Annotated in this window: 17 protein-coding genes; 1 reads left to right on the top strand and 16 read right to left on the bottom strand. The window is 75.3% G+C overall.

Annotation, left to right across the window (positions count from 1 at the left end; all coding sequences use genetic code 11):
• Positions 1–135: 135 nt before the first annotated feature.
• From ACIGHB_RS22985 to ACIGHB_RS22915, 15 genes are all read right to left on the bottom strand, one after another.
• A complete protein-coding gene (locus ACIGHB_RS22985) occupies positions 136–543 on the bottom strand; it encodes a globin (protein WP_399915475.1) in 408 nt (135 codons plus the stop codon).
• An 82-nt stretch (positions 544–625) separates the two neighbouring features.
• On the bottom strand, positions 626–1,366 hold the full coding sequence (locus tag ACIGHB_RS22980; RefSeq protein WP_399915473.1) for an FHA domain-containing protein: 741 nt from the start codon (positions 1,364–1,366) through the stop codon (positions 626–628).
• A gap of 1,758 nt (positions 1,367–3,124) precedes the next feature.
• Positions 3,125–4,450 (bottom strand): VWA domain-containing protein, encoded by a 1,326-nt coding sequence (locus ACIGHB_RS22975; RefSeq protein WP_360309502.1) that lies wholly within the window; start codon positions 4,448–4,450, stop codon positions 3,125–3,127.
• A gap of 93 nt (positions 4,451–4,543) precedes the next feature.
• Positions 4,544–6,088 (bottom strand): PP2C family protein-serine/threonine phosphatase, encoded by a 1,545-nt coding sequence (locus ACIGHB_RS22970; protein WP_399915656.1) that lies wholly within the window; start codon positions 6,086–6,088, stop codon positions 4,544–4,546.
• 221 nt (positions 6,089–6,309) lie between these two features.
• A complete protein-coding gene (locus tag ACIGHB_RS22965) occupies positions 6,310–8,874 on the bottom strand; it encodes a tetratricopeptide repeat protein (protein ID WP_399915471.1) in 2,565 nt (854 codons plus the stop codon).
• Entirely contained in the window at positions 8,871–10,148 is a 1,278-nt protein-coding gene (locus ACIGHB_RS22960; protein ID WP_399915469.1) for a hypothetical protein, read from the bottom strand. The genes ACIGHB_RS22965 and ACIGHB_RS22960 overlap by 4 nt, the downstream gene beginning before the upstream one ends.
• 18 nt (positions 10,149–10,166) lie before the next feature.
• Positions 10,167–11,198: a glutamate ABC transporter substrate-binding protein gene (locus ACIGHB_RS22955; protein ID WP_399915467.1), complete on the bottom strand. Its 1,032-nt coding sequence runs from the start codon at positions 11,196–11,198 to the stop codon at positions 10,167–10,169.
• 32 nt (positions 11,199–11,230) lie between these two features.
• Positions 11,231–12,673: a hypothetical protein gene (locus ACIGHB_RS22950; protein WP_399915465.1), complete on the bottom strand. Its 1,443-nt coding sequence runs from the start codon at positions 12,671–12,673 to the stop codon at positions 11,231–11,233.
• A gap of 348 nt (positions 12,674–13,021) precedes the next feature.
• Positions 13,022–13,996 carry a BadF/BadG/BcrA/BcrD ATPase family protein gene (locus ACIGHB_RS22945; protein ID WP_360309492.1) on the bottom strand — a complete coding sequence of 325 codons (975 nt, stop codon included), beginning with the start codon at positions 13,994–13,996 and terminating at the stop codon, positions 13,022–13,024.
• Complete coding sequence (locus ACIGHB_RS22940) at positions 13,987–15,252, bottom strand: 6-phospho-beta-glucosidase (protein WP_399915462.1); 1,266 nt, start codon at positions 15,250–15,252, stop codon at positions 13,987–13,989. The genes ACIGHB_RS22945 and ACIGHB_RS22940 overlap by 10 nt, the downstream gene beginning before the upstream one ends.
• 7 nt (positions 15,253–15,259) lie before the next feature.
• Positions 15,260–16,141 (bottom strand): carbohydrate ABC transporter permease, encoded by an 882-nt coding sequence (locus tag ACIGHB_RS22935; protein WP_399915460.1) that lies wholly within the window; start codon positions 16,139–16,141, stop codon positions 15,260–15,262.
• Between the two features lie 3 nt (positions 16,142–16,144).
• Positions 16,145–17,026, bottom strand: coding sequence for a sugar ABC transporter permease (locus ACIGHB_RS22930; protein WP_360309596.1), 882 nt, complete (start codon positions 17,024–17,026; stop codon positions 16,145–16,147).
• A gap of 133 nt (positions 17,027–17,159) precedes the next feature.
• A complete protein-coding gene (locus tag ACIGHB_RS22925; protein WP_399915458.1) occupies positions 17,160–18,506 on the bottom strand; it encodes an ABC transporter substrate-binding protein in 1,347 nt (448 codons plus the stop codon).
• Between the two features lie 104 nt (positions 18,507–18,610).
• The gene (locus tag ACIGHB_RS22920; protein WP_388877779.1) at positions 18,611–19,819 is read right to left on the bottom strand and encodes an ROK family protein; all 1,209 of its coding nucleotides are present in this window, start codon (positions 19,817–19,819) and stop codon (positions 18,611–18,613) included.
• Between the two features lie 248 nt (positions 19,820–20,067).
• On the bottom strand, positions 20,068–21,153 hold the full coding sequence (locus tag ACIGHB_RS22915; RefSeq protein ID WP_360309479.1) for a mechanosensitive ion channel family protein: 1,086 nt from the start codon (positions 21,151–21,153) through the stop codon (positions 20,068–20,070).
• A gap of 240 nt (positions 21,154–21,393) precedes the next feature.
• On the opposite strand from ACIGHB_RS22915, the gene ACIGHB_RS22910 reads away from it, so the two are divergent.
• A complete protein-coding gene (locus ACIGHB_RS22910; protein ID WP_360309477.1) occupies positions 21,394–21,957 on the top strand; it encodes an HNH endonuclease in 564 nt (187 codons plus the stop codon).
• An 88-nt stretch (positions 21,958–22,045) separates the two neighbouring features.
• Here ACIGHB_RS22910 and ACIGHB_RS22905 read toward each other — a convergent pair whose 3' ends face one another.
• Complete coding sequence (locus tag ACIGHB_RS22905) at positions 22,046–25,321, bottom strand: beta-N-acetylglucosaminidase domain-containing protein (protein WP_399915653.1); 3,276 nt, start codon at positions 25,319–25,321, stop codon at positions 22,046–22,048.
• Between the last annotated feature and the right edge of the window lie 243 nt (positions 25,322–25,564).

Genomic DNA, 25,564 nt, shown 5'->3' with positions numbered 1-25,564 from the left:
CACAGGTCGCTGGAAACCGCTTGCGCACCGACCTTGATGGGATCGTGACCGTTATTCGGTCATCTCTCCCCGGAATGTGTTCATCCGGTGGCGCGGAGTGGTCTGAACCTGTCGGTATGGGGTGCGCGGCCAGTCTCAGCCGGCGGTGTTCACCATCGACGCCGCCGCGTACGTCATGTACCGCCACAGCTGGGCGTCGTGCTCGGGCGAGAGCCCCAGGCTGTCGATGGCGTCCCGCATGTGCCGGAGCCAGGCGTCGTGCGCGGCCTGGTCGACGGGGAAGGGGGCGTGCCGCATGCGCAGGCGGGGGTGGCCGCGGCGCTCGCTGTAGGTGCCGGGGCCGCCCCAGTACTGCATCAGGAAGAGCGCGAACCGCTCCTCGGCGGGGCCGAGGTCCTCCTCCGGGTACATCGGGCGGAGCAGCGGGTCCTCGGCGACGCCCTCGTAGAAGCGCCGGACGAGGCGGCGGAACGTCTCCTCGCCGCCGACCTGCTCGTAGAAGGTCTGCTCCTGCACCGTGCCGTCCCCGGGAATCTCGTTCACCGTTCCATGGTCTCAGACGGGGTGGCGGAGGACCGGAGGTCTAGGACCTCCGCCCCTCCGCCCCCGGTCCCGTTCTCCGGGGTCAGCCGCGCCGGACGGTGATCGTCGTCCAGGCGCCGACGTGGACCCGGTCGCCGTCCTGGAGCTGGACGGGCACGTACGGCTGGATCGGCTCCTCGCCGCCGTTGACCGTGGTGCCGTTGGTGGAGTTCTGGTCCACCACCGCCCACGAACCGTCGGGCTGCTGCACCAGCACGGCGTGCTGGTGCGAGACGCCCGGGTCCTCCGGCGGCACGGCCAGGTCGATGTCGGGGGCCTCGCCGGTGGAGTGCCGGCGGCGCCCGATGGAGACCTGGTTGCCCTGGAGCGGCAGCTGCTTCGGCGGCGCGTACGCGGGCAGGTTGAGCCCCGACGCCTCCGGGCCGCTGCGGTGCATCATCGCCATGAAGTAGTCGCGGTCCGGGCCGATGTGGGCGGTCCACCCCTGCGGGCGCGGCGGCTCCGCCTGGGACGGCGGGGAGAGCACCCAGTCGTCGTCCGCACGCGGCTGCGGCGGGGCCGGCGGGGCCGGGGCCTGGGCGGCGTACGGGGGCGGAGCCTGGTGGTGGGTCGGCTCGGCGCCCAGCGGCTCGGCCGGCCGGTTCACCTGCGAGGGCCGCGAGTCGTGGTACCCGAACGGATCCCGCGGCGGGGCGGGCGCGGCGGGTGCGGCGGGTGCGGCCGGCGGCGGCCCGGCGGGCCGGTTGGCGGGCGCGATCGGGGTGTACGAGGTCGCGGTACCGGTCAGGAAGTTCCAGCGGCACTCCTCGCAGTACGGCGCCATGTGCTCACGCGGCGTACGGCACTGCGGGCACAGCTCCGCCTGCGCGGTGGCGTTCGGATCCCCACCGGCCCCGAACCCGCCCCCCTCGGCCCCGCCCCGGAAGGCAGCCGAAGGCGGCGGCCCACCGGCGGCACCGGGCGCACCGGGACCACCGGGGAAGCCTGGACCGCCGGGGCCGCCGGCGGGAGCGCCGGGAGCACCCGGGAAACCGGGACCGTCGGCGCGAGCACCGGGAGCACCGGGGAAGCCTGGGCCTCCGGGGCCTGCCGGACCGCCGGGAGCACCCGGGAAACCGGGACCGCCGGGACCTGCCGGACCCTCGGCGAAGCCGGGACCGCCGGGACCGCCGGCGGGGGCGCCGGGGCCGCCGGGGAAGTTGGGACCGCCGGGGCCACCGGGGCCACCGGCAGGAGCGCCGGGAGCACCCGGGAAGCCCGGACCGCCGGGGCCACCGGGACCGTCGGCGAAGCCGGGCCCGCCGGGTCCTGCCGGACCGCCGGGTCCACCGGGCGGGGGCGGGAAGCCGGGGCCGCCGGCACCGGCGGGCGCACCCGGGCCGCCGGGAGCGTTGGGGAAGGGGGGCGCGCCGGGACCGTCAGCGAATCCGGGGCCACCGGTGGGCGCACCGGGGCCACCCGGGAAACCGGGACCGCCGGGACCCGCCGGACGGCCGGGCGCACCGGGACCGCCGGGCCCACCCGGACCATCGGCGAAGCCGGGACCACCGGGACCACCGGGACCACCGGGACCGGCCGAACCGCCAGGTCCGCCGGGCGCACCGGGGAAGCCGGGACCACCGGCTCCGGGCCCCGAAGCGCCGGGGCCGCCCGGACCACCGGGCGCGCCGGGCGGGAAGCCGGGACCGCCGGATCCGCCGGGGAAGCCCGGACCGCCGGGCGGGGGCGGGAAGCCGGGAGCACCGGCGCCCGCCGGGGCGCCGGGACCACCGGGGAGACCAGGCCGTCCGGTGTCGGCCGAGGGCCCCGGACCACCGGGCGCACCCGGACGACCGGGGCCGTCGGAGAAGCCAGGACCGCCGGGCGCACCCGGACCGCCGGGGAAGCCGGGACCGCCGGGCGCACCCGGGCCGCCGGGTGCTCCGGGGAAGCCAGGGGGGCGGGATCCGTCAGGAGCACCGGGACCACCGGGCGCACCAGGACCCTCGGGGAATCCGGGACCGCCGGGCGCACCCGGACGACCGGGGCCGTCGGAGAAGCCAGGACCGCCGGGCGCACCCGGACCGCCGGGGAAACCGGGACCGCCGGGCGCACCGGGACCGCCGGGCGCTCCGGGGAAGCCAGGGGTGCGGGGCCCCTCAGGAGCCCCAGGGCCGCCAGGGCCGCCGGAGCCCGCGGGGCCGCCGGGGAAGGCGGGCGCGCCAGGGCCGCCGGGCGCGCCGGGGAAGTCGGGGCGGCCAGGGCCGCCGGGTACGCCAGGGGCGCCGGGCGTGCCGCGACCGTCGGGGGTGCCCGGGGCGCCGGGGAAGCCGGGGCCGGGCGGGGTGTCGGGGCCGCCGGGGAAGCCGGGGGCGCCCGGGGGCGGGGGTGTCGGGTGGGGGTAGCCGTAGGCGGGGGGCGGGGGGGACGGGGGGCCGGGAGGGCCCGGGGGGGGGGGCGGTACGGCACCCGCAGGCGCGCCCGCCCCGGCCATGCGATGGCCGCAGACCTCGCACCAGTCGTCGGAGACCGACTGGTGTCCGTTCGGGCAGGTCGGCATGTCGGTGCTTCCCCCTCTCGTCGTCCGGCCCGGCGGGCCGGGCTACCTCTTGACGCGAACGGTCTTGGTGGAACGGGTCTCGAGTGTCATCTCGTCCGCCTCCGCGACCTTCGCCTTCAACCGCACAGTACCCGCCGCCGCGTCGACCACGTCCACCACCTTCGAAAGGAGTTTCGCCGTATCGGCGTTGCCGGAGGCCGCCGCGAGCTGCACCGCGCGGCCCAGTTTCGCGGTCGCTCCGTCCTGATCGCCCGATTTGCGGGCGTCCAGGCCCTCCTGGATGGCGTCCGCGAGCTCCGCCTGGCCCGTGTAGTGGGCGACCTGCGGATTGATCGCGGTGGTCATCGCCACGTCGTGCGTCCACACCGCCCGTATCAGTCCTTGGGACACCGGCCGGGCATCCCCGCCCGCCGGGTCGGGCACGATCAGCGAGACCCGCGCGGCGAGCATCTCCTGCCCGACCGCGTTCGCCGGCACCCGCACGCGCACGTGGTAGTCGCGGGACTCGTCGCCCCAGGACCCCGTCGGGTACTCCCCGGCGCGCGGCCCGGTGTCGGCGCGCCGGTCCGTCAGGTCGGCGACCGACGGGGCGACCTGCTTCACGAAGACGAGCTCCGCGCCGACCGGCGTCCACAGCCGCAGGGCCACGCCGGCGACGCCCTTGCCCATGACGTTCTCCATCATGGCCGTGAAGTCGGCGGCGAGACCGGCCGGATCGGCGACGATGTCGGCGGAGCCGAGCAGCGCCGAGGCGATCCCGGTGACCTCCTTGACCTCCCAGTCGGTGCCGACGCCCCGCGCGTCGCAGGTGAAGCGGCCCGCGCAGGCGTCGAGCGCGGCCCGCAGCGCCTCGGGGGACTCGTGCTCGTTGCGCCCGTCGGTGAGCAGTACGGCGTGCCGGATGGCCAGGTCCTCGTCGCCGAGGAGGGTGTCGGCGAGCCGCAGCCAGGTGCCGATCGCGGTGCCGCCGTCGGCGGTGAGCCGGGTCAGGGACGCCTTGGCCTCGGCGCGGGTCCGGGCGCCGGCGACGGCGAGCCGCCCGTGTTCCGGGTAGACGGGGGTGGCGACGTGGTTGCCGGCGACGACGGCGAAGGAGGTGCCGTCGCGGAGGGTGTCGATCGCGGCGGCGGTGGCGGCCCTGGCGCCCTCCATCTTCGTCGGCGGGTAGTCCATCGAACCCGAGCAGTCGACCATGATCACCACACCGGCCGGCCCGCCCGCGGTGACGCCCCCCGCGCCGCTGGTGCCCCCGCCGGTCGCCGTGACGGTGACGACCGCGTCGACGTCCCGCCCGCCGACCGGCAGGTACTCGTTCTGGTAGACGTCCACCGAGAACTGCGGCACGGACGGCTTGGCGAAGTTCGCCATCTGGTTGCGGCTCCTCGGCGGGGGTGCGGGCGCGGGGGTGCGGGCGCGGGGGTGCGGGGCGCGGGGGGTGCGGACGTGGGTGGTGACGGGTGGTCAGGAAGAGCCTGCCCCCGGGTGCGGCGGGGCGAACGGCGTCAGGGCGACCGTGATGTTGTCGTGTCCGCCGCCGTCGAGCGCGTGCCCGACGAGGACCCGCGCCGCGTGCAGCGGCCGGGCCGCCGCGTCGGCGGGCACGGCCCTGGCCATCGCGTCGGCGGCCTCCGCGTAGTTCCACAGGCCGTCCGTGCAGACCACCACCACGCCGGGCCGGTCCGGCTTGAACGCGGCGGTGTGCGGCTCCAGTTCGTACGCGTCGGCGCCGAGCCAGCCGGTGATGGCGTGGGCGCGCTCGTCCGCGTACGCCTGCTCCTCGTTCATCAGGCCCGCCTTGACCATCTGCGCGGCCCACGAGTCGTCCTCGGTGAGCCGGGCGGCGGGCGCGGAGCGGTCGTCGGGCACCCAGTAGGCGCGGCTGTCGCCGACCCAGCCGACGACGAGCAGTCCGTCCGCGACGACGGAGCCGACGATGGTGCAGGCGGGGGAGTTGCCGCCGTGCGGGGCGTCGGGTCCCGTGCCGTCCGCTCCGGGCTCGCGGGCCAGGGCGGTGACGGCCTCCGCGGCGGCGACGATCGCCTCGTGCATGGCCTGCTGCGGGTGGGTGCCGCGGGGCAGGGCCTCGCCGAGCACACGGCCGGCGGCCCGGGCCGCGGCGGCGGACGCCTCGTCGGGGCGGTGGGCGGAGGAGACGCCGTCGCAGACGATCGCGACGGTGGCGGGCCGCCCGTCGGGCAGCGCGCACTCGGTGATCGCGAACGAGTCCTCGTTGCGGTGGTGGCGCAGTCCGCGGTCGCTGACCGCGGCGACCGTGCCGAGCTCCCGCTCCATGTGGTCGCGCTCGCGGGGCTGGGCGTGCCCGCAGTTCTCGCAGTACCCGTCCCCGTCGACCCGCCCGGCCCGGCAGGCCACGCAGACCCCCTCGGGCACCTCCCCGCCGGTTTCGGTCCCGGCGGTTTCGGTCCCGGCCGGGGGTTCGGCCGGGGGCTCGGCCCGCACGGCGGCCCGCGGATCGGGCGCGGCGAGCTCGAAGTCGCCCCCGCCCCGCACCGTCTCCCCGCTCGGCGGCACCGGCCCGTCCGTCCGCACGGCCCCGTCATCCCGCACGGATCCCCCACCGGCCCCGGCCACGGGCCCCGCCGGCGGCACGACGGGAGGAGCGACCGGGGACCCGACCGCAGGACCGGCCGGCGGCGTGACCGGCGGCGCGACGGGGGGCGCGACGGGAGCGCCCGCCGGGGGAGCGGTCGGAGGACCGGCAGGAGGACCGGCCGGAGGACCCGCCGGCGGTGCGCCTGCGGACGCGGCCGAAGGGCCCACCGGGGGAGCCGTCGGAGGACCGGCCGGAGGGCCCGCCGGAGAACCGCCCGGCGGCGCGACCGGCGGCGCGGCCGGAGAACCCGCCGGAGAACCGGCCGGAGGCGCGACTGGCGGCGCGACCGGCGGTGCGACCGGCGGCTCGGCCGGAGGCGCGCCCACCGGTACCGTCGGCAGGTCGCGGCCGCCCGAGTCGGTGCCCGGCAGTTCGCCGGGGTGCTGGGTCATCGTCGACAGCGAGCCGGGGTCCCGGGGCGGTGCCTCGGGCCAGACGGGCGCGGCGATCGGCATGGTCGGCCGGTCCTGCCCGGCGGGAAGTTCCGCGACGGCGGACAGGTCGTGGCCGCAGGCCCCGCAGAAGCGGTCCCGCGGATCCACGGGCTCGCCGCACTCCGGGTCCGGGCAGACGGCGAGGCCGTGCGACGGCGGCTGGGGCTTCTGGGACATCCTCACACCCACGTCCGGGGGCGGTAGCGGTTGGCCCGCTCCACCAGTTCGATCCTCTCCTCGCCCCGCTGGGCGAGCCGGGCCAGCACCCGGTAGGCGCGCTCCAGGCCGAAGCGGAGCCCGTTCTCGTCCAGGTCGCTCCCGAGCAGCGGCTCCCCGCCGCCCGGCGCGGCACCGGGACTACCGGAGAGTACCCAGTCCAGGGCCGTACCGAGCACCTCCGTCGCCAGCCGCTCCCGGCGCACCGGGTCCAGGCCGAAGCCGCCGAGCGCCGAGACCTGGGCGGCCGCAGCCGTCAGGTCGTCGCCGAGCGGCTCGCGCGGCGGCCGGCGGCGCAGCCGGGCGCGCACGGCCGCGACCCGGGCCGCCGTGTAGTGGATGGAGGACTCCGGTACGGATTCGAGCGCGGCGACCGCGCCGGTACGGTCCCCCGCGGCGAGCCGCACCCGGGCGAGACCGAAGGCGGCGCTGACGAAACCGGGGTCGGTCGTCCACACCAGGTGGTAGTACTCGGCCGCGTTGTCGAGCTGGCCCAGCACCTCCGCGCAGACGCCGAGCGCCAGCTTGGGCGCGGGCTCCCCGGGGAAGGCGTCGTAGACCGCGTCGAAGGCGAGCGCCGCGTGCGTCAGGTCGCCGCCCACCAGCGAGGCGACGCCCCGGTGCCACACCACCCGCCAGTCGTCCGCGTCCCACTGCTCCAGGGCGCCGAGCGTCTGCCCGGCCGAGACCAGGTCGCGCAGGTCGAGCTGGGCCCGCAGGGCGCGCAGCCGCAGCTCGGGGGTGTCCGCGGGCGCGGCCCGCAGCGCCCCGAGGAGTTCGGCGGGGGCGGCGGCCAGCAGACCGGCGAGGAAACCGGCGTTGGCGTCCGCCGGGTCCACCCGCGGCACCGGCAGCGCCAGCGCGGTGGCCGCCACGTCGAGCGGGGCGAGCAGCGAACCGAGCCCCTGCCCGGCGGGGACGCCCGCCGCGGCCGGCGGCGCGGAGCGCCGGGCCCGTCCGGTGCGGCGGGCCCCCAGCACGGACACGTCCTCGGCCGACTCGGCGAAGAGCACGGTGTCGGTGACCCGGGTCTCCGCGCCGAAGAGCGTGGACAGCGCCGGCCGGGGCCGACCCGATCCGAGCGCCACGACCTCCCGCAGCACTCCCGTCAGCTGTTCCGCCATCTCCTCGGCGGAGGAGAAGCGGCGCGCCGGGTCCGGATCGGTCGCCCGCACCAGGAAGCGGTAGAAGGACTCGTACCGCTGGAAGACCTCGATGTGCTGCGGCTCCGGCAGCGAGCTCGCGAAGACGTTGGTGTAGCCCTGGAAGTCGAAGGTGAGCACGGCGAGCGTGCGGGCCACCGTGTACAGGTCGCTGGCGACCGAGGGCCCGGCCTCCGCCACCTCCGGCGCCTGGTAGCCGACCGTGCCGTAGATCGCCGACTCGTCGTCGTCCATCCGCCGGACCGCGCCCATGTCGATGAGCTTCAGCTGGTCCTCGGTCTGGAGGGCGTTGTCCACCTTGAAGTCGCAGTACAGCAGGTTGCGGCTGTGCAGATGGCCCAGGGCCTCCAGCGCCTCGATGCCGTACGCGCACGCCTGGTCGACCGGCAGCGGGTCGCGCCGGCCCTCCGGGGTCCGCCGGTCGTTGGCGATCTCCTTGAGCGACTTGCCGCCCACGTACTCCATGACGATGTAGCCGTCCAGGGAGCCGGTGCGCGGGTCGAGGTGCTCGACGAAGTTGTAGATCCGGACGATGTTGGAGTGCTCGATCTCGGCGAGGAAGCGGCGCTCCGAGATCGCCGCCGCCATGGCGTCCTGGTCGCCGGTGTCGAGCAGGCCCTTCAGGACCACCCACCGGTTCGCCACCGCCCGGTCCACGGCCAGGTAGATCCAGCCGAGGCCGCCGTGCGCGAGGCACCCCGCCACCTCGTACTGGCCGTGCACCACGTCACCGCCCCGGAGCTTCGGGACGAAGGAGTACGGGTGTCCGCACGAGGTGCAGAACCCCTCGGTACGGCCCGGCCGGTCACCGCGCGCGCGGCCCACCGGCGCCCCGCAGTCGGACCGGGAGCAGAATCGCTTCCGCTCCGGCACCTCGGGGTCCGCCATCACCGCCGCGCGCGGATCGGGGCGCGGCACCTCCGGGATCGTGACGAGCCCCGCGCCGAGCCGCTTGCGCGCCGACCGCTCGGTGGACGAACCGGAGCTGCGCACCGACACCGAACGGCCCGTCGCCTGCCCGGACAGCGCCCGCGACAGCCGCCCGGAGACCGAGCGGCGCGAGGACGCGGAGCGCGACGAGGCCCGCGAGGACGCCCGCGAACCGCTGCGCGCCGACGCCGAGTCGGGCCCCCAGGCCGCCGCCTCGGACGGCGTGCCGAAGCCCGCGCCCGTCCCGGAGCCCCGGTCGCCGCCGTGCCTGCCCGGCACCGCGACCCCGGTCGGATTGGCCTGGAGGTGCCCGCTGGGCGCCACCACCGGCGCGAGCCCGCACGTGTCGCAGTACAGCTCGCCGCCGCCCACGTCCTCGTACGCGCCCTCGCAGGTGGGCCGCTGGCAGCCGCCCGGCGCTCCGATACCGCTCACCACTGTCGTCCTCCCGTGTCCGACGGACCGGACAGCAGCTCCGCCACCGCCCGCTGGAAGCGGAGCACGGCCTGCTCCGCCGCCCGCAGGTCGCAGGGCGCGCTCCACAGCATCCGGCGCGCCGTGTCGTACCGCTCGGTCAGGAAGGGGTCCTCCGCCCCGCCGAGCCGGGCCGCCTTCGCCCGGTACGCGTCCAGCCGGCCGCGCAGCTCCGCCCGCACCGCGAGCGGCGCCGTCACCGCCGTCAGCGAGTCCCGGGCCCGCAGCAGCTCCTCCTCCGCCTCCCGCTCCAGCGCGTCGAGGAGCGGCGAGAGGCGGTGCCACCGGGCGTGCCTGCGGTGCTCGGCGGCGGCCTGGAGCCCCTCCTGGAGCGCCGTCGGCGGCCCGCTCACGGCCGGCACCTCGGAGGCGGCGATCTTCGCCAGCACCTCGCCGCGCGCCACCCGCGCCTCCGCGAGCGTGCGGTCCGCCCGGGACAGCACGTCCCGCAGCCGAAGGAGCCGCTCCTCGGAGTCCTGCCGCACCGCGAGGACCGCCTCGATCTCCCGCCGCACGTCCTCCAGGGCGAGCGCCGCCCGGTCGTACCGCGCGGTGTCCGGCCGGCCGCCGCCCGGCGCCGAACTGCCCTCCGCCGGGCGCCAGAACGCCAGCGGGTCGGTCACCACCCGGGACCGCAGCTCGGTCAGCTCGGCCGTGATCGACTCCAGCTCGTCACCGGCCGGATGCTCCCCCGGCCGCACCCCGACCGAGTACGCCAGGGAACGGGTCCGGCCCAGTTCGGCCGCGAGCAGGTCTATCCGCGCGGGCAGCGCCGACCACACCGCGTCCGCCGTCACCACCACGTCGAGCGAGACCGCGTACAGCTCGTTCATCCGCCGCACCAGGCCGTCGAGGGTGAACCGCTCGGCCAGCAGCGCCTGTTCGCCCGCGCCGCCCGGCACGTGCACCGAGTCGCCGCGCAGCCGCTCGGTCAGCTCCGCCAGCTCCTCCCGGTTCGGCCACTTGTGCCGCGACCGGACCTCGCGGGCCTCCCGCAGCGCCGCCGTGTACGCGTCGAAGCAGCTCCAGAGCGCGGTGATGGTCCGCTCGGTCTCCGCCCACCGCTCCCGCGTGGTGCCGGTCAGGCCGGCGCCCTCGAGGAGCCGCCGCCCGGCGTGGTCCTGGAGCGCGAGGAGCGAGTCCTCGACCGCCTTGTGCTCCGCGCCGAGGCGCGCCAGCGCACGGTCCACCTCGTCCCGGTCCATCACCGGCCCAGGGGGTCCCGTGACGCCCATCGCTCTCCTCAACTCCTTCTACTTGTACAGCGGGAGGGGCGGCTCGGCCTTGCCGAGCCCGGCCTCCAGCCAGGTCCTGTACGCGTCCTGCCAGGGGCCCTTCCGATACTCCTCCAGCACCTTGTTGACCCGGCGCACCAGGTCGTCGTTCCCGAGCCTGGCCGCCACCCCGTAGTACTCCTCGGTGAACGGCTCGCCCTTCAGCTCCACCGCCGGGTCCTGCGCGGCCTGCCCGGCCGCGAGCGCGTTGTCCGTGACGACCGCGTCGACCTCGCCCATCTGGAGCCGGGCCAGGCAGTCGAGCTGGTTGGGGACGGTCAGCAGGTTCCGGTCGGCGGGGGTGCCGTCGCCCTCGTCCCGGAAGACCGCGCCGAAGGACTTCTCCTCCAGCGCCTCGTAGGCCGTGGAGCCCTCGGCGGTGCAGACCCGCCGGCCCTTCAGCGAGGCGTCGTAGCCGGTGACCGGGGAGTCCTTCGGCGCCAGTACCTGCTGTCCGGCCCGGAAGTAGGCGGTGGAGAAGGCGACTTGCTCGATCCGCTTGCAGTTGATCGTCATCGTGCGGACCACCAGGTCCACCTTGCCGCCGTCCAGGGCCGCGATCCGCTGGTTCGTGGGCACCGCGCGCAGCACGATCGCCTCCTCGTCGCCCAGCAGGTCCTTGGCGATCGCCCGGGCCAGCGTGATGTCGAAGCCCTCCAGGGTGCCGGTCTCCGGGTTCCGGAACCCCCAGCGGTAGCTGGACTGGTCGACGCCGACGATCAGCTTCCCCCGCTTCTTGATCGCGGCGACCGAGGGGCCGTCCACCGCGGAGGGCCGCAGCGACGCCTGCGGGTTCTCGCAGGTGTCGGCCTTGACCTGGACGCCGGTGCCCACGCCGGGACCCGGCCCGAAGGGCCCGGCGGACGCGCCCGCGCCGCCCGCGTCCCGGCTCAGCGGCAGCAGGGTGAGCGAGGCGGTCAGGGCGCAGGCCGCGCCCATCGCGGCCACGCCGCCCCAGCCCCGCAGCCGCCGGGCCGCCCGCCGCGCCGCCGGCTCGCCGTCGTATGCCATCCCGCCCCCTCTCACCGGTACTCCGTCCCTTCTCACCGGTACTCCGACAGTCTTCGGTTGATGCCGAGCACCGCGGCGAGGGCGCCCAGCGCGCCGAGCGCCGCCGCGCCCAGCGGCAGCCCGGTCAGCGCGTCCACCGCCCCGCTCGCCGAGCGGGTGAACTCGGCCTGCTCGTGGGCGAGCGCACGCTCCAGGGCGGCGTCGACCTGGTCGAAGGACCAGCCCGCCGACTCCTTCGGCTCCGCCTCGCCCTTCGGCCCGATGATCAGGTCGAGGGCGTCCCGGTACTCGCCGCCCTCCCCGAGCTCCCGCGCGGCGGCGTGCCGCTTCCGCCACTCGCCGGCCCGCTCCGCGGCCTCCCGCAGCGGCGCCTGCCCGGCCTCGTCGTCGGCGAGCCGGGTCGCCCGCGCGAGCGCGTCGGTGAGCGCGGCCATGCCGGTCGCGTACTCCGCCTCGTACTTGTCGTTCTTCCCGTCCTCGGTGAGCACCGCGCCCCGGGCGACCTGGGTCAGGTTCTCGTTGGCGCGGGCCTTGAGGGAGCTGATCCGCGCCTCGTTGAGCAGCTGGAGCGACTGCTGGCCCTCGAACTGCGCCGAGCCGAGGCCCGCCCGGGCCAGGGTGTGGGCCCCGGCCAGCCACAGCAGCGCCGCCATGGCGGCGGCGCTCGCGGCGAGCAGCCCCCGGCTGAAGACCCGGTGGGTGCGCCGGTACTCCCGCCGCTGGGCCCAGACCAGGACGCCGAGGGCGAGCACCCCGGCGCCGAGCGCCGGCCAGGGCCAGGCGCGGGCGTCGTCGTCGTCCTGGTGGAGGCGGGCGGTCTCCGCCGCGTAGAGCCTCTCGGCCGCGGGGAGCAGCCGGGTCGTCATCTCCTGGTTGGCGTACCGCAGATACGCGCCGCCCAGCGGCAGGCCCTGCCGGTTGGCGGCTCTGGCCCGCTCGATCAGCCCGGTGTAGCGGGGCAGCAGCTCGTTCAGGGTGGCGATCTCGCGGGCCGCCTCGCCCGAACCGTCCGTGTTCGCCGCCGCCTTCACCAGGAGACGGGAGGCCGTCGCGATGTCCCGGTCGTAGCGGGCCCGGGACTCGGCCGGTTCGAGTATCCCGGCGAGGAAGCCGGCCGCGGCGGTCGAGTCGGCGTCGGCCAGGGAGCGGTAGATCGCGGCGGCGTCGGCGCTCAGCGGCTGGCTGCGCCCGACGACGTCCTCGGCGGAGCCGGCCCGGTCGGCGGCCTCGAGACCGGCGACCGTGCCAAGCGCGAGGACCAGCAGCGCCAGCACGGCGCCGAGGATCCGCAGCCGGCCCGGTTCGGTCGTCGCGGCCTCGCGCAGCACCTCGCGCCCGATCGCCCACGCGCCCCGCGCGGGCGGCGGAGCGGCGCCGACGGCGGCGGCGCGCGAGACCTGCCCCGGCACCGTCGGCCGGGCGGGCGCGGATGGCGGGCCCTGCGCCGCGGCGGGCGCGCTCGGCGGCTGTGTCACGTGACCTCCCCCTCGGTCTCGACGTCGATCGACCCCGGCGAGCAGTATGGCCGCAGGCGGCCCGCCCGCACACCGGGAACGGCACGATCTTGTGCCTATCGTGCCCCACTCCCTTGGGAGTTCCGCGGGCGAGCCCCCTCTCGCCGTCTCCCCGGAGCCCCCTCGGACCCTTCTCCGCCCTCCTCGGATCCTCCTCGGGTCCTCCTCGAACTCTCCTCGAACACCCTTCCCTCTGTATACGCCGGCCGGCCCCGACCGGTTCCGTCCCCGGCATCGCTCGAACAGGTGAACATGCCGGAGGGGCGCCCCCGGGAAGGAGGGCGCCCCACCACGACGACGGGCGGGACGTCAGGCCGCGTAGTGCCCCCGCAGCCGCGCCGCCGCCTCCGGACCCGCCCCCGACTCGTCCAGGGCGAGCAGCCCCGCGCCCAGCACCGGCGGCGCCGTCACGAAGCGGACGACCGCCTTCGGGGCCCGCTCCGCGAGGAGTCCGAGCAGCCGTTCCTCCAGCTGCGGGTGCCGGGCGGCCAGCACGCTGCCGCCGAGCACCACCGGCGCCTCCTCGTCGAGGAGCCCGAGCCGCCGCAGCGCCACCGTCGACAGCGCCACGACCTCCTCGGCCATCCGGTGCACCAGGGAGAGCGCCACCGGGTCGCCCTCGGTCGCCACCCGGAACAGCACCGGCACCAGCTCGTGCCGCCGCGCGTGCGGCACCATGCCCAGGTGCAGCGCCTCGATCAGCGCGTACATGGTCTTCCGGCCGAAGTGCGCGGGCAGCGCCCGGGCCAGCTCGGTCGGCTCGCCCCGCCCGTCCTCGGCGCGGGCCGCGAACCACAGGGCCTCGTCGGAGAGGCCCCCGCCCCCGCCCCAGTCCCCGGAGATCTTCCCGATCGCCGGGAAGCGGGCGGTCCGCCCGTCCGGGGTCATGCCCACGCAGTTCACCCCGGCGCCGCAGACCACCGCCACCCCGCGCGGTTCGTCGAGTCCGGCCCGCAGGATCGCGAAGGTGTCGTTGTGGACCCGTACCGAAGGGCTCCACCCCCGCTCGCGCAGTTCCTGCTCCAGCGCGGCCTCCTCGACCGGCAGGTCGGCGTTGGCCAGGCAGGCGGTGACATGGGCGAAGGAGAGGGGGACGCCCGCGTCGGCGGCCGCCCTGCCCACGATCTCCGCCAGCCCGTCGACCGCCGCCGGCACCCCCACCAGCGGCGGCTGGAAGCCGCCGCCGCGCGCGGTGCCCAGGACCGTGCCGTCCGCCGCGAGGACCGCCGCGTCGGTCTTGCTGTTGCCCGCGTCGACCGCGAGCAGTACCCCGTTCACGCCCACGCGAGGTGCTCCCGGTTGTGGGCGATCAGGCGGTCGGTGAGCTGCTCGGCGTACGCGTACTGGCCGACCAGCGGGTGGGCGAGCAGCGCCCTGAAGACCCGCTCCCGGCCGCCGCGCAGGGCCGCGTCGAGCGCCAGGTCCTCGTACGCCGTCACGTTCGCGATCAGACCGGCGTACAGCGGGTCCACCGGCGCGACCGGCAGCGGCACCGCTCCGCCGGGCCCGACCGCCGCCTGCGTCTCGATGACGGCGTCGTCCGGCAGGAAGGGCAGCGTGCCGCCGTTGCGGGTGTTCACCACCTGGTACGGCGAGCCAGAGCCCCCCAGCAGCGAGGCCGCCAGGTCCACGGCCGCCTCCGAGTAGAAGGCGCCGCCGCGCTTCCCGAGCAGCGCCGGCTTCTCGTCGAGCGCCGGGTCGCCGTACATCGCCAGGAGCTCCTTCTCCATCGCGGCGACCTCGGCGGCCCGCGACGGCTTGGTGCGCAGCTCCTCCACGACCTCGTCGTGCGCGTAGAAGTAGCGCAGGTAGTACGAGGGGACGACGCCGAGGCGGTCGATCACCGGGCGCGGCAGGCGCAGGTCGCCGGCGATCGCGTCGCCGTGCTCGGCGAGCAGCCGGGGCAGCACGTCCTCGCCGTCCGGGCCGCCGAGCCGGACGCCGGTCTCCCAGGTGAGGTGGTTGAGGCCGATGTGGTCGAGGTGGATCTCGGCGGGTGCCACGTCGAGGAGGCGGGCGAACTTGCGCTGGAAGCCGATGGCCACGTTGCACAGGCCGACGGCCTTGTGCCCGGCGTTCAGGAGGGCGCGGGTGACGATGCCGACGGGGTTGGTGAAGTCGATGATCCAGGCGTCGGGGTTGGCGCGCCGGACCCGCTCGGCGATGTCGAGGACGACGGGGACCGTGCGCAGCGCCTTGGCGAGGCCGCCGGCGCCGGTGGTCTCCTGGCCGACGCAGCCGCACTCCAGCGGCCAGGTCTCGTCCTGGTCGCGGGCCGCCTGGCCGCCGACGCGGAGCTGGAGGAGGACGGCGTCGGCGCCCTCGACGGCGGCGTCGAGGTCGGTGGTGGTGGTGATCCGTCCGCCGTGCTCCTGCTTGGCGAAGATCCGCCGGGCGAGGCCGCCGACGAGGTCGAGCCGGTCGGCGGCCGGGTCGACGAGGACGAGTTCGGTGAGGGGCAGGGTGTCGCGCAGCCGCGCGAATCCGTCGATCAGTTCGGGGGTGTAGGTCGAACCGCCCCCCACGACAGCGAGCTTCATCTTTTTCTCAGCCCTTCACTCCGGTCAGGGTGACTCCCTCGACGAACGCCTTCTGCGCGAAGAAGAACACGAGGATCACGGGGGCCATGACCAGGACGGTCGCGGCCATGGTCAGGTTCCAGTCGGTGTGGTGCGCGCCCTTGAAGGACTCCAGGCCGTAACTGAGCGTCCAGGCGGCCGGGTTCTCGGAGGCGTAGATCTGCGGCCCGAAGTAGTCGTTCCAGCAGTAGAAGAACTGGAAGAGGGCGACGGCGGCGATGCCGGGCTTCGCCATCGGCAGCACGATCCGCAGCAGCGTGCGCAGTTCGCCGCAGCCGTCGATCCGGGCCGCCTCGACGTACTCGTCGGGGATGGTGAGGAGGAACTGGCGCAGCAGGAAGATCGCGAAGGCGTCGCCGAAGGCCAGCGGGATGATCAGCGGCCAGAGCGAGCCGGACAGGTCGGCCTGCTTGGCCCAGAACAGGTACATGGGGATGATCACGACCTGCGGCGGCAGCATCATCATCGAGATGACGAGCAGCAGTGACAGGTGCCGGCCGCGGAAGCGGAACTTGGCGAGCGCGTAGGCGACGGGGACCGACGACACCACGACGAGGACGGTGCCGAGCCCCGCGTACAGCAGCGAGTTCTTCCACCAGGTGAGGAAGCCGGGGGTGTCGAAGACCTTGGCGTAGTTCTCGAAGTGCCAGGAGTCCGGGGTGAGGTCGCGGGTCAGCGCCTGCTGGTCGCTCATCAGCGAGGTCAGCGCGACGAAGACGAACGGCAGGACGAAGAAGAGGGCCGCGGCGATCCCGAGCGAGTGCACGGCGATCCAGTGCAGCAGCGCCTTGCGGCGGGCCCGTCGCAAGGCGGGGGTCGCGGACGTCGGGGAGGGGGCGGTGAGGGTCATGGTTCAGTCACCCGAGCCGATCAGGCCGCCGCGCCGGCGCATGAGCAGGGCGGTGAAGGCCATGGAGAAGGCGAACAGCACGAGCGCGATCACGCAGGCCGCGCCGTAGTTGAACTGGCTGAAGCCGAGGCTGTAGACGAGCTGCGGCAGCGTGAGCGTGGAGTCGTCGGGGTAGCCGGGGACGAAGGTGACGCCGGAGCCGCCCATCACGCCCGAGGCGACCTTGGAGGCCACGATCGGCTGCGTGTAGTACTGCATCGCGCCGATGATCCCGGTGACGACCGCGAAGAGGATGATCGGCGAGATGTTCGGCAGCGTGATGTGCCGGAATCGCTGCCAGGGGCCCGCGCCGTCCAGTTCGGCGGCCTCGTACTGCTCCTTGGGCACGTCGAGCAGGGCGGCCATGAAGATGACCATGAGGTCGCCGATGCCCCACACGGCGAGGAGGGTGAGGGCCGGCTTGGCCCAGGCGGGATCGGTGAACCAGGCGGGGGCGGGGAGGCCGATCGCCTCCAGGAGCGCGTTGACCGGTCCCGTGCCGGGGTTGAGGAGGAAGACGAAGGCGAGCGTCGCCGCGACCGGCGGGGCCAGGAAGGGCAGGTAGAAGAGGGTCCGGAAGATTCCCGCACCCGTCTTGATCTTCGTGATCAGCATGCCGATGCCGAGGCCGAAGAGAACTCGGCAGCTCACCATGACGACGCAGAGCCAGAGGGTGTTCCGCAGGGCCGGCCAGAACTGCGGGAAGGACGTGAAGACGTACTCCCAGTTGGCCAGGCCCCGCCACTCCGGCGGGTTGAGGCCGTCGTACTTCATCAGCGAGAAGTAGACGGTCGAGACGAGCGGGTAGCCGAAGAAGAAGCCGCAGCCGATCAGGAACGGCGCCATGAAGGCCAGGGTGCGGAGCGCGTTGCGCCGGCGCTTCGACCGGAGCGTGTTGCGTTTCCCGGGGGCGGAGGCGGCCGGGGCGGCCGCCTCCGTCGCGGGCAGGGTGTCCGTGCTCATGGGCGGGGTCCGGCCGTCACTTCGCCGCGGCGATGTCGCGGTCGATCTGGGCCGCGGTGTCGGCGAGGCCCTTCTTCAGGTCGGTGACCTGGCCCTTCTCGTACTGCTGGGCGAACTTCTGGAGGGTGTCCTGGTACGCGGAGCCGTTCACCGCGCCGTCCGAGGTGGTGGACTTCGGGTGCTGGGCGATCTCCAGGAAGGTCTTGAAGCGCGGGTCGAAGGTGAGCTTTGGGGACTTCAGGGCCTCCAGGGTGGAGGGGACGTTCCCGATGGAGTTGGCGAAGCCCACCACGGCCTCGGTGTCCGTGGTCATGTACTTGACCAGCTCCCAGGCGGCGTTCTGCTTCTTGGACTGCGGCGCGATGCCCATGATCGTGCCGGAGAGGTAGCCCTTGCCGTACTCGGAGACCTCGTCGTCGGCGACCGGCAGCGGCGCCACGCCGACCTCGAACGGCACCTTCGCCTCCTTGACGAAGTTCAGCCGCCACTCGCCGTCCAGCTGCATCGCGACCTGGCCGGTCTGGAAGGGGTGCTTGGCGCCCCACTCGTCACCGAAGGTGGTGCGGTACTTGTCGAGCTTCTGGAAGCCGCCGAGCGCGTCCACCAGCGACTTCTGGTACGTCATCATCTCGGCGAAGCCGGGGTCGGTGCCCACCGTCGACTTGCCGTCCGCGCCGAAGTAGCCGCCGTGGCTCCACTGCGACATGTAGTGCGAGACGACCGTCTCGTAGCCGAGGTAGTTCGGCATGAAGCCGAGCTGCTCGTACGAGTCGCCCTTGGCCTTCGTCAGCTTCTTGGCGACCTCGGTGAACTCGGACCAGGTCTTCGGCGGCGCCTCCGGGTCGAGCCCGGCCTTCCTGAAGGCGTCCTTGTTGTAGAAGAGCCCGTACGCGTCGGAGAGCAGCGGCAGCGTGCAGCGCTTGCCCTCGAACTGGGTGTACTCCTGGAGGACCTTCGGGAAGATCTTGTCGAGGTCGAGCTTGTCCTTCTCGACGAAGGGCTTGAGGTCGGCGAGGGCGCCGGTGTGGCAGAACTTGCCGACGTTGGCCGTGGTGAAGGAGGCGACCACGTCCGGGCCGTTGGAGCCGCCCGCGCGGAGCGCCTGGCCCAGCTTGTCGTCGTTGATGTTGCCGACGACCTTCACCTTGATGTTCGGGTGGGCCTTGGTGAAGCGGGCGACGTTCTCCTCGATCGCCTTGACCTCGGAGGGGGCCGACCAGCCGTGCCAGAAGGTGAGGGTGGTCTCCGCCTTCGGGTCGTCGCTCGCGGTGTCGCCGGCGGAGCCGGTACAGGCGGTGGCGAAGAGGGCGAGCGAGGCGGTGGCGGCGAGCGCGGCGGCCGCTCTGCGGGTGCGTGCGGGCATGGCGGTGTCTCCCTGGAGGGGTGGAGGGCGTGGCGGTCCCGCCCCGGGCGCGCGGGACGGCCGGGACGGTCGTACGAGGGGTAGGGAAGGCGGGGAAGGACGGGTCAGCGCGAGGTGTCGAAGACCTCGTCGCGGGTGGTGGCGAGGGCGCTCTCCAGCGCCCCGCGCAGCACGGGTTCACGGGGGACGGCGGCGAGGACGAGCCGTGGCCGGGAGGCCGCGAGGTCGGCGAGCTCGGCCTGGATCCGGGCGCGCAGCGGTTCGCCGCCGGCGACGAGGACGTCTCCGGAGAGGACGATCAGGCCGGGGTCGAGGACGGCGGTGAGCGAGGCGAGGCCGGTGGCGACGCGCTCGGCGTACCGGTCGAGCAGCTCCGCGTACGGTCCCTCGTCGGGCGTCTCGGCGGCGCGGGCGAGCAGCCCGGACGCCACCGGCACATAGGGGTGGTCGGGGGTGTCGAGGCCGGCCGCGCGGGCGATCCGGGGCACCGACTGGACGCCGGCGAGCTCCTGGAAGCCGCCGGAGTTGGCCTTGGTGACCTGGCGGACCAGCGGGGTGCCGGGGACCGGCAGGAAGCCGACCTCGCCGGCGCCGCCGGTGAAGCCGCGGTGCAGCCGGCCGCCGAGGACGAGGGCGGCGCCGAGGCCCTCCTCGTTCCACAGCAGGACGAAGTCCTCGTGGCCCCGGGCGGCGCCCAGGGCCCGCTCGGCGACCGCGACCAGGTTCACGTCGTTCTCGTACTCGAAGGGCATCGGCAGGACCGCGGCCAGCTCCTCCAGGAGGGTGGGGGAGTGCCAGCCGGGCAGGTGGGAGGCGTACCGGAGCCGTCCGGTGGCCGGGTCGAAGGCGCCGGGGGTGCCGATGACCAGGCGGCGGACGTCGGCCCGGGTGAGCCCGGCGGCCTTGACGGCCCCGTCGAGGGCGTCGGTGACCTGCCGGACCACGCCGTCCCCGGTACGCCCCCCGGTGCGGAGCTCGTACTCGCCGGTGACGGCGCCGGTGATGTCGGCGACGGCGGCGCGGATGCGGTGCTGGTTCACGTCGAGCCCGGCGGCGTACCCGGCGCTCGGGTCGAGGGCGTACAGCTGGGCGCTGGGGCCGGGGCGGCCCTCGGTGGTGCCGGTGGCGCGGACGAGCCCGGCGGCTTCGAGGCGGGCGAGGAGCTGGGAGGCGGTCGGCTTGGAGAGGCCGGTGAGCTTGCCGATCCGGGTCCGCGAGAGGGTGCCGTGCTCCAGGAGGAGGTCGAGCGCCGCGCGGTCGTTCATGGCCCGCAGGACGCGCGGGGTGCCAGGGGTTCCCTGGGTACCTGCCATGTCCGTCGCACCTGCCCTTTCGACGCCGGGAGGCCATGGTGGCGCCTGACGGCCGCCGCTTCCTCCACCACACTGTTAGGAAAGTTTCCTATCCGGTGGGGAGGACGGTAGGACGGCGTCGGCGGGCCGTCAATACCCGCACACGCACGACACCCCCGACGGCAACCGAAGCGTTACCGGCGGGGGTGTCGTGGAGCCCGGTCGTGGAGCCCGGGGGGTGGTGCGGAGCCCGGGGGACCTTCCCGGGGTCAGGGCTTGCTGAGGTCCGTCCTCGGCAGCGGGGTGGCCGCCGCCGACTGCGGCGAGGTCGCGCTGGAGAACGCCGAGGGGGCCGCCATGCCCGCCGTCGGATCGGCCGGCGCCGGCTCCTCCGCCTGCGCGGGCAGCCCGCCGACGATCCGGATGCCGGCCTCGTCCAGACCCCGCTTGATCCGCCACCGCAGCTCGCGCTCGACGCCCAGCTTCTTGCCCGGCATCGTCTTCGCGGAGACCCGGACGGTCATCGAGTCCAGCAGCACCTCGGTCAGACCGAGGATCTCCACCGGGCCCCACAGCCGCTCGTTCCACGGCTCGTCCTTGGCCATGGCCTCGCCCGCCGCCGTGATCACGGCCTGCACCTGGTCCAGGTCCTCCGTCGGCCGGACCGTCACGTCCACCGAGGCCGTCGCCCAGCCCTGGCTGAGGTTCCCTATGCGCTTGATCTCGCCGTTGCGCACGTACCAGATCTCGCCGTCGATGCCGCGCAGCTTCGTCACCCGCAGCCCCACCTCGACGACCTCGCCGGAGGCCACGCCCGCGTCCACCGAGTCGCCGACGCCGTACTGGTCCTCCAGGATCATGAAGACGCCGGAGAGGAAGTCCGTCACCAGGTTCCGCGCGCCGAAGCCGATCGCGACGCCGGCCACGCCGGCCGAGGCCAGCAGCGGCGCCAGATCGATGGCGAAGGCGCCCAGGATCATCAGTCCGGCGGTGCCCAGGATCAGGAAGGACGCCACCGAGCGCAGCACCGAGCCGATCGCCTCGGACCGCTGCCGCCTCCGCTCCGCGTTGACGAGCAGACCGCCGAGCGCGGTCCCCTCCACCGCCTGGGCGGAGCGGTTCATCCGCTCGATCAGCTTCGTCAGGGCGCGGCGGACGGCCCACCGCAGCAGCAGGGCGACCACCACGATCAGCAGGATCCGCAGACCGGTGTTCAGCCAGGTGGACCAGTTCTGTTCCACCCAGCTCGCCGCGTTGGTGGCCTTCTCCGCCGCCTCGTCCAGAGTCACCGGGATGGACTCGGGGTCGTTGGCGGCCGCCAGGACGGACCAGGACACGGGACAACCTCCAGGCATCGCGTACGCAGGCCATCCACCCTACGGGGCCCAGGACACCGAACCGTTGCCCCTGTTCGAGGGAGAGACGGACCTCACCCGGGCACATACCCGGGAGACATGCCGCTGTGGTCGAGAACACGTCCGGCCCGCCCCACGCGATCGCGGGAACGTGGTGGCGCTCCGACCAGGCATGAGGAGAGACTGAGAGCAGTTCGTCCCGGCGCGAGCCACGCGCCGCCGGCGCCATAGGAGGCATCCGTGCCGCATGTCCTGGTCCTCAACGCGTCGTACGAGCCCCTGGGCGTCGTACCGCTCCGCCGCGCACTCGTCCTCGTACTGGAGAACAAGGCCCTCTGCATCGAGGAGTCCGGCGCCTTCCTGCACAGCGAGCATCAGATCGTCCCCGCGCCCAGCGTGGTACGGCTGAAGCGGTTCGTGCGGGTCCCCTACCGGGGGCCCGTTCCCTTGACCCGCCGGGCCCTCTTCGCCCGCGACGGCGGGCGCTGCATGTACTGCGGGGGAGTGGCGACCAGCGTCGACCACGTCATCCCGCGCAGCCGCGGCGGGACGCACGCGTGGGAGAACGTGGTGGCCGCCTGCCGCCGCTGCAACCACGTCAAGGCGGACCGGCACCTGCGGGAGCTCGGCTGGCGGCTGCGCCACCAACCCGCGCCGCCGACCGGCCTGGCCTGGCGGATCATCGGCACCGGCCACCGGGACCCACGGTGGCTGCCCTACCTCACGCCGTACGGCGCCGAGGACGCGATGGCCCGGATCGACTCCGTCGCCGACACCCCAGCGGGGGCGTTGACGACCGGCTGAGATCCGGGCCTTTCGCGTACGCGGACCGGGCCGGACGGAGGAGGGTGCCGCTCTCGGGGAGCGGCGCCCTCCTCCGGCGCGTCCGCTGTCAGGGGGCGGTGCTCTCCTCCGGCGCGTCCGGCTCCGGCGCCTCGGGCGTCGCGGCCGACGCCTCGGGGCTCTCGGGGTTCCCGGGGCTCTCGGGGTTCCCGGGGTCCTCCGGTGCCTTCGGAGTCCCGGAGTTCTCCGTTGCCCGCTCCGGCGTCACCGCGTACGTCTCCACCGACCAGAGCGAGTAGCCGTACGGGGTCGCCCGCTTCTCGCCCTGCACCCGCAGGAAACGGGTGTCCGCCGCGTCCATCCGCACCGACTCCCGGCCGCCGCGCCCGTCCGTGACGGTCGCCGCGGTGCGCCAGTTCCGGCCGTCGGCGGAGACCTGCACCCGGTAGCGGGAGGCGTGCGCGTCCTGCCAGTGCAGGACCACCTGGCCTATCCGGGCCGGCCCGGCCAGCTCCAGCTGGAACCAGGCCCCGTCCTCCGCGGGCGAGGACCAGCGGGTCTCCGGATCGCCGTCCACCGCCAGCGCGGCCGGGAAGTCCGCCGTCTCGTCGCCGGACGAGGACGCCGTCGCCGACCGAGCCAGGTCCGGGCCGCCGGTGCGCGGGAAGGCCCGCACCGTCAGCACCCGCTCCTCGCCCGCGAACGACACCGGCACCCGGTACTCCCCGGACGCCGTGCCGGGCGCCACCGACACCTCCATCGGCACCGTCGTCGTGCCGCCGCGCTCCACCGCGGCCTCCTTCGGCAGCCGTACGGTGATGCCCTTCGGCGCCTTCGCCGTCAGCGGGCCCCGCACCCCGGCCGCCCGGCGGCCCGTCAGCTCCAGGTCCACCCGGCCCGCGGCGCCGCCGATCTCCAGGTCCGTCTCCGTCCGGGCCAGTTCCAGACCGGCCTCGGGGCCGTCCGCGAACCACGGCACCAGCGACCGCACGTCGGGCGCCGGACCCTCGCCGTCCCAGACGATCCGCAGCGCCTCGGCGCGCAGCCCCTTCAGCTCGGTCTGCGTCCAGCCGGAGGAGGACAGCGGGCCCAGCGACCGCCAGCCCTCGTCCGCCACGTACGCCTCCACGCGCGCGTGCGCCGGGCCGTCCGCCCCGGACCCGCCGCCCTCCGGCGGCTTCCCGGCCTCTTTCCCGTCCGCCTCGTCCGCCTCGTCCGCCGGCTTCCGGTCCGCCGGCGGACCGGCGAGGACCGTCACCGCCTCCACCGGCCGCTCCCGGTCCAGCTTCACCGTGTACGAACCGGCGGCCCGGTCCACCTCGCGCTCCGGGTCCCGGTCGGCGCCCGTCCAGGCCGCCGCCTCCTTCACCGCCCGCTCCAGGAACGGGTCGAGGACCCCGTCGCCGACCGTCGCCCCGCTCGCCGCGATCCGCGGCCGCAGCGGCTCCAGGCGCAACTGCGCCTGCCAGGCCGCGGGACCGTCACCGCGCCCCTGGGCGAGCAGCATGTCGACGGCCGCCTCGCCCGCCGCCCCGTACCGGGACAGCTGCTCCAGCCACGGCCCGGCCTCGGCGCGCAGCGCGCCGCCCGCCGTGCCGGACAGCCGCTCGGGCGCCTCCCGCATCACGGTGAACGCGGCCCGCAGCTCGCGCCCCGCCCGCTCCCGCGCCGCCGCCGTGCCCGAGGCGCGGGCCGACCAGAAGGCGCGCATCAGCGGCTTCAGACCGGCGGACTCGGCGTCCGGGGCGAGGAGCGACGAGGCCGCGTTCCCGGCCAGCGCGCCGAGCGCCTCCCGCGCCGCCGCCCCGGGGCCCGCCAGGTCGTCGACGGCCGCCCGCCAGGACTCCGCCGGCCGGTAGCCGCGCGGGTTCCAGGCGAAGTCGGCGGTGGTGAAGAGCGGGATCCGGGAGGCCGAGGGCTGCTCCATCGCGTGCGCCAGATAGGCGGCCGAACCGGCCGCCACGGCCGGCTCCCGGCCCGTGGAGGGCCCCAGGAAGAGCCGGTCCTGCGCGTAGTCGTTCACCGGGTAGTTGTCCATGGTGACCAGCGGCCGCTGGCCCAGGGCCGCCCGCACCCCGGCCAGTTCGGTGCCGGTGATGGTGCGCGGCACCACCCCGACGCCCGTCCACGCCACCCGCACGCGCCCGTCCAGCGCCCGCGCCAGCGCCGACCGGTACTCGCTGGTGCCCTCCTGGTAGTACTCCGTCGGCAGCACCGTCAGCGGCTCCACGTCCGGATGCCGCTCGGCGAGGTGCCGGGCCACCGCGTTCGCCACGCGCGCGTGCGCCCTGGCCGCGCCCGCCGCGTCCCGCCCGAAGGCGTCGGCGTCCTCGTCGCAGGTCCACTCGCCGAACCCGGCGTCCGGGAACTGGAGCTGGAAGGAGCGGAAACCCAGCTCCCGCATCGCGTCCAGCTTCCGCGTCAGCACCGCCAGGTCCGCGTCCGAGGACAGGCACATCGACTGCGCCGGGGCCACCGCCCAGCCGAGCGTCACGTGCCGGGCCCGGGCCCGCTCGGCCAGCGCGAGGAACCCGGCCCGCTGCGCCGCCGGATAGGGCTCGCGCCACCGCGCCGCGCGGTACGGGTCGTCACCGGGCGCGTAGAGGTAGCGGTTCTGCTTGGTGCGGCCCAGGAAGTCGACCATCGCCAGGCGCTGCTCCGTCGTCCACGGCGTGCCGTAGAAGCCCTCGGTGAGCCCCCGCTCGGCGGTGCCGGGCCAGTCCCGGACGACGACGCCCGGCACCTCGCCGCCGACGCCGTCCGGCCCCTCGCCGAGCAGCCCGCGGAGCGTCTGCACCGCGTGGAACAGGCCGTCCTCGCCCGTCCCGTCCAGCACCACGGTGTCCCGCCCGCCGAAGCGGCCGGTGGCCAGCCGGTAGCCGCCGTCGGGCAGGTCGCCCCGCTCGGCCACCCCGAACGAGGCCAGCGCCTCCTGCGCCGCCTCCCCGGAGGGACCCGAGACGCGGAGCACCGGGCCCGTGCCCGGCAGCCCCTCGTGCACCGTCCGCACCCCGGCGTCGGCGAGCAGCTCCCGCAGCGCCGCGAGGGCGTACCGGTCGGCGTCGCCGTCCGCGACCAGGGTCACCCGCTCCCCGAGGCGCACGGCGGGCCCGGCGGCCGTCAGCGACTGAGGCCGGGGCCACACGGAGGGCGCCCCCGCGCGCGCGGAGCCCGTACGGGGCGACGGTACGGCCGGGGCCGCGAGCGGGCCGGAGGGAGCCGCCGGAGCGGCGGCCAGGTCGGGGAGCGGGGCGGCGGCCAGGTCCGGCACCGAGGCGGGGAGCGGGGCGGCGCCCGCCGAGCCGGGCACGGCACCGCCGAGGAACCCGCCGATCACGGCGGCGGCGACCGCGGTCGCCGCACGCGGTCCGCGGCCCGGACGCACGGGGGTCACGGGGTCTCCCTTCACCGGGACGCGGACCCGCCGGATCGTCAGACGCGGTCCCCGCCCCGCCGGTTGGTCACGAGCGGGTTACGACCCCACCACCCTTCGCACGAGGGTGTCAATGCGACGGGGCGAAGTGTCGGCTTTGCCCGGTGAACCTCCGGCGAGCTGTCGCCCTTTCGCCGTCTTCCCCCGGTAAAAGGGGCAAAGCGAGGCGCGATGGGTAGGGCTATCACTCGTCGC

Source organism: Streptomyces sp. NPDC085460 (assembly GCF_044541975.1).
GTDB lineage: Bacteria > Actinomycetota > Actinomycetes > Streptomycetales > Streptomycetaceae > Streptomyces.
Note: the sequence above shows the minus strand (reverse complement) of the source record. Positions and strands in the feature narration are given on the sequence as shown.

What these genes read in the sequence shown, in the direction of transcription:
- ACIGHB_RS22980 (WP_399915473.1), bottom strand. Translation starts at nt 1,366, where the DNA reads ATGGCGCCGTACTGCGAGGAGTGCCGCTGGAACTTCCTGACCGGTACC.
- ACIGHB_RS22975 (WP_360309502.1), bottom strand. Translation starts at nt 4,450, where the DNA reads ATGGCGAACTTCGCCAAGCCGTCCGTGCCGCAGTTCTCGGTGGACGTC.
- ACIGHB_RS22970 (WP_399915656.1), bottom strand. Translation starts at nt 6,088, where the DNA reads ATGACCCAGCACCCCGGCGAACTGCCGGGCACCGACTCGGGCGGCCGC.
- ACIGHB_RS22960 (WP_399915469.1), bottom strand. Translation starts at nt 10,148, where the DNA reads ATGGGCGTCACGGGACCCCCTGGGCCGGTGATGGACCGGGACGAGGTG.
- ACIGHB_RS22955 (WP_399915467.1), bottom strand. Translation starts at nt 11,198, where the DNA reads ATGGCATACGACGGCGAGCCGGCGGCGCGGCGGGCGGCCCGGCGGCTG.
- ACIGHB_RS22940 (WP_399915462.1), bottom strand. Translation starts at nt 15,252, where the DNA reads ATGAAGCTCGCTGTCGTGGGGGGCGGTTCGACCTACACCCCCGAACTG.
- ACIGHB_RS22935 (WP_399915460.1), bottom strand. Translation starts at nt 16,141, where the DNA reads ATGACCCTCACCGCCCCCTCCCCGACGTCCGCGACCCCCGCCTTGCGA.
- ACIGHB_RS22930 (WP_360309596.1), bottom strand. Translation starts at nt 17,026, where the DNA reads ATGGCGCCGTTCCTGATCGGCTGCGGCTTCTTCTTCGGCTACCCGCTC.
- ACIGHB_RS22925 (WP_399915458.1), bottom strand. Translation starts at nt 18,506, where the DNA reads ATGCCCGCACGCACCCGCAGAGCGGCCGCCGCGCTCGCCGCCACCGCC.
- ACIGHB_RS22920 (WP_388877779.1), bottom strand. Translation starts at nt 19,819, where the DNA reads ATGGCAGGTACCCAGGGAACCCCTGGCACCCCGCGCGTCCTGCGGGCC.
- ACIGHB_RS22915 (WP_360309479.1), bottom strand. Translation starts at nt 21,153, where the DNA reads ATGCCTGGAGGTTGTCCCGTGTCCTGGTCCGTCCTGGCGGCCGCCAAC.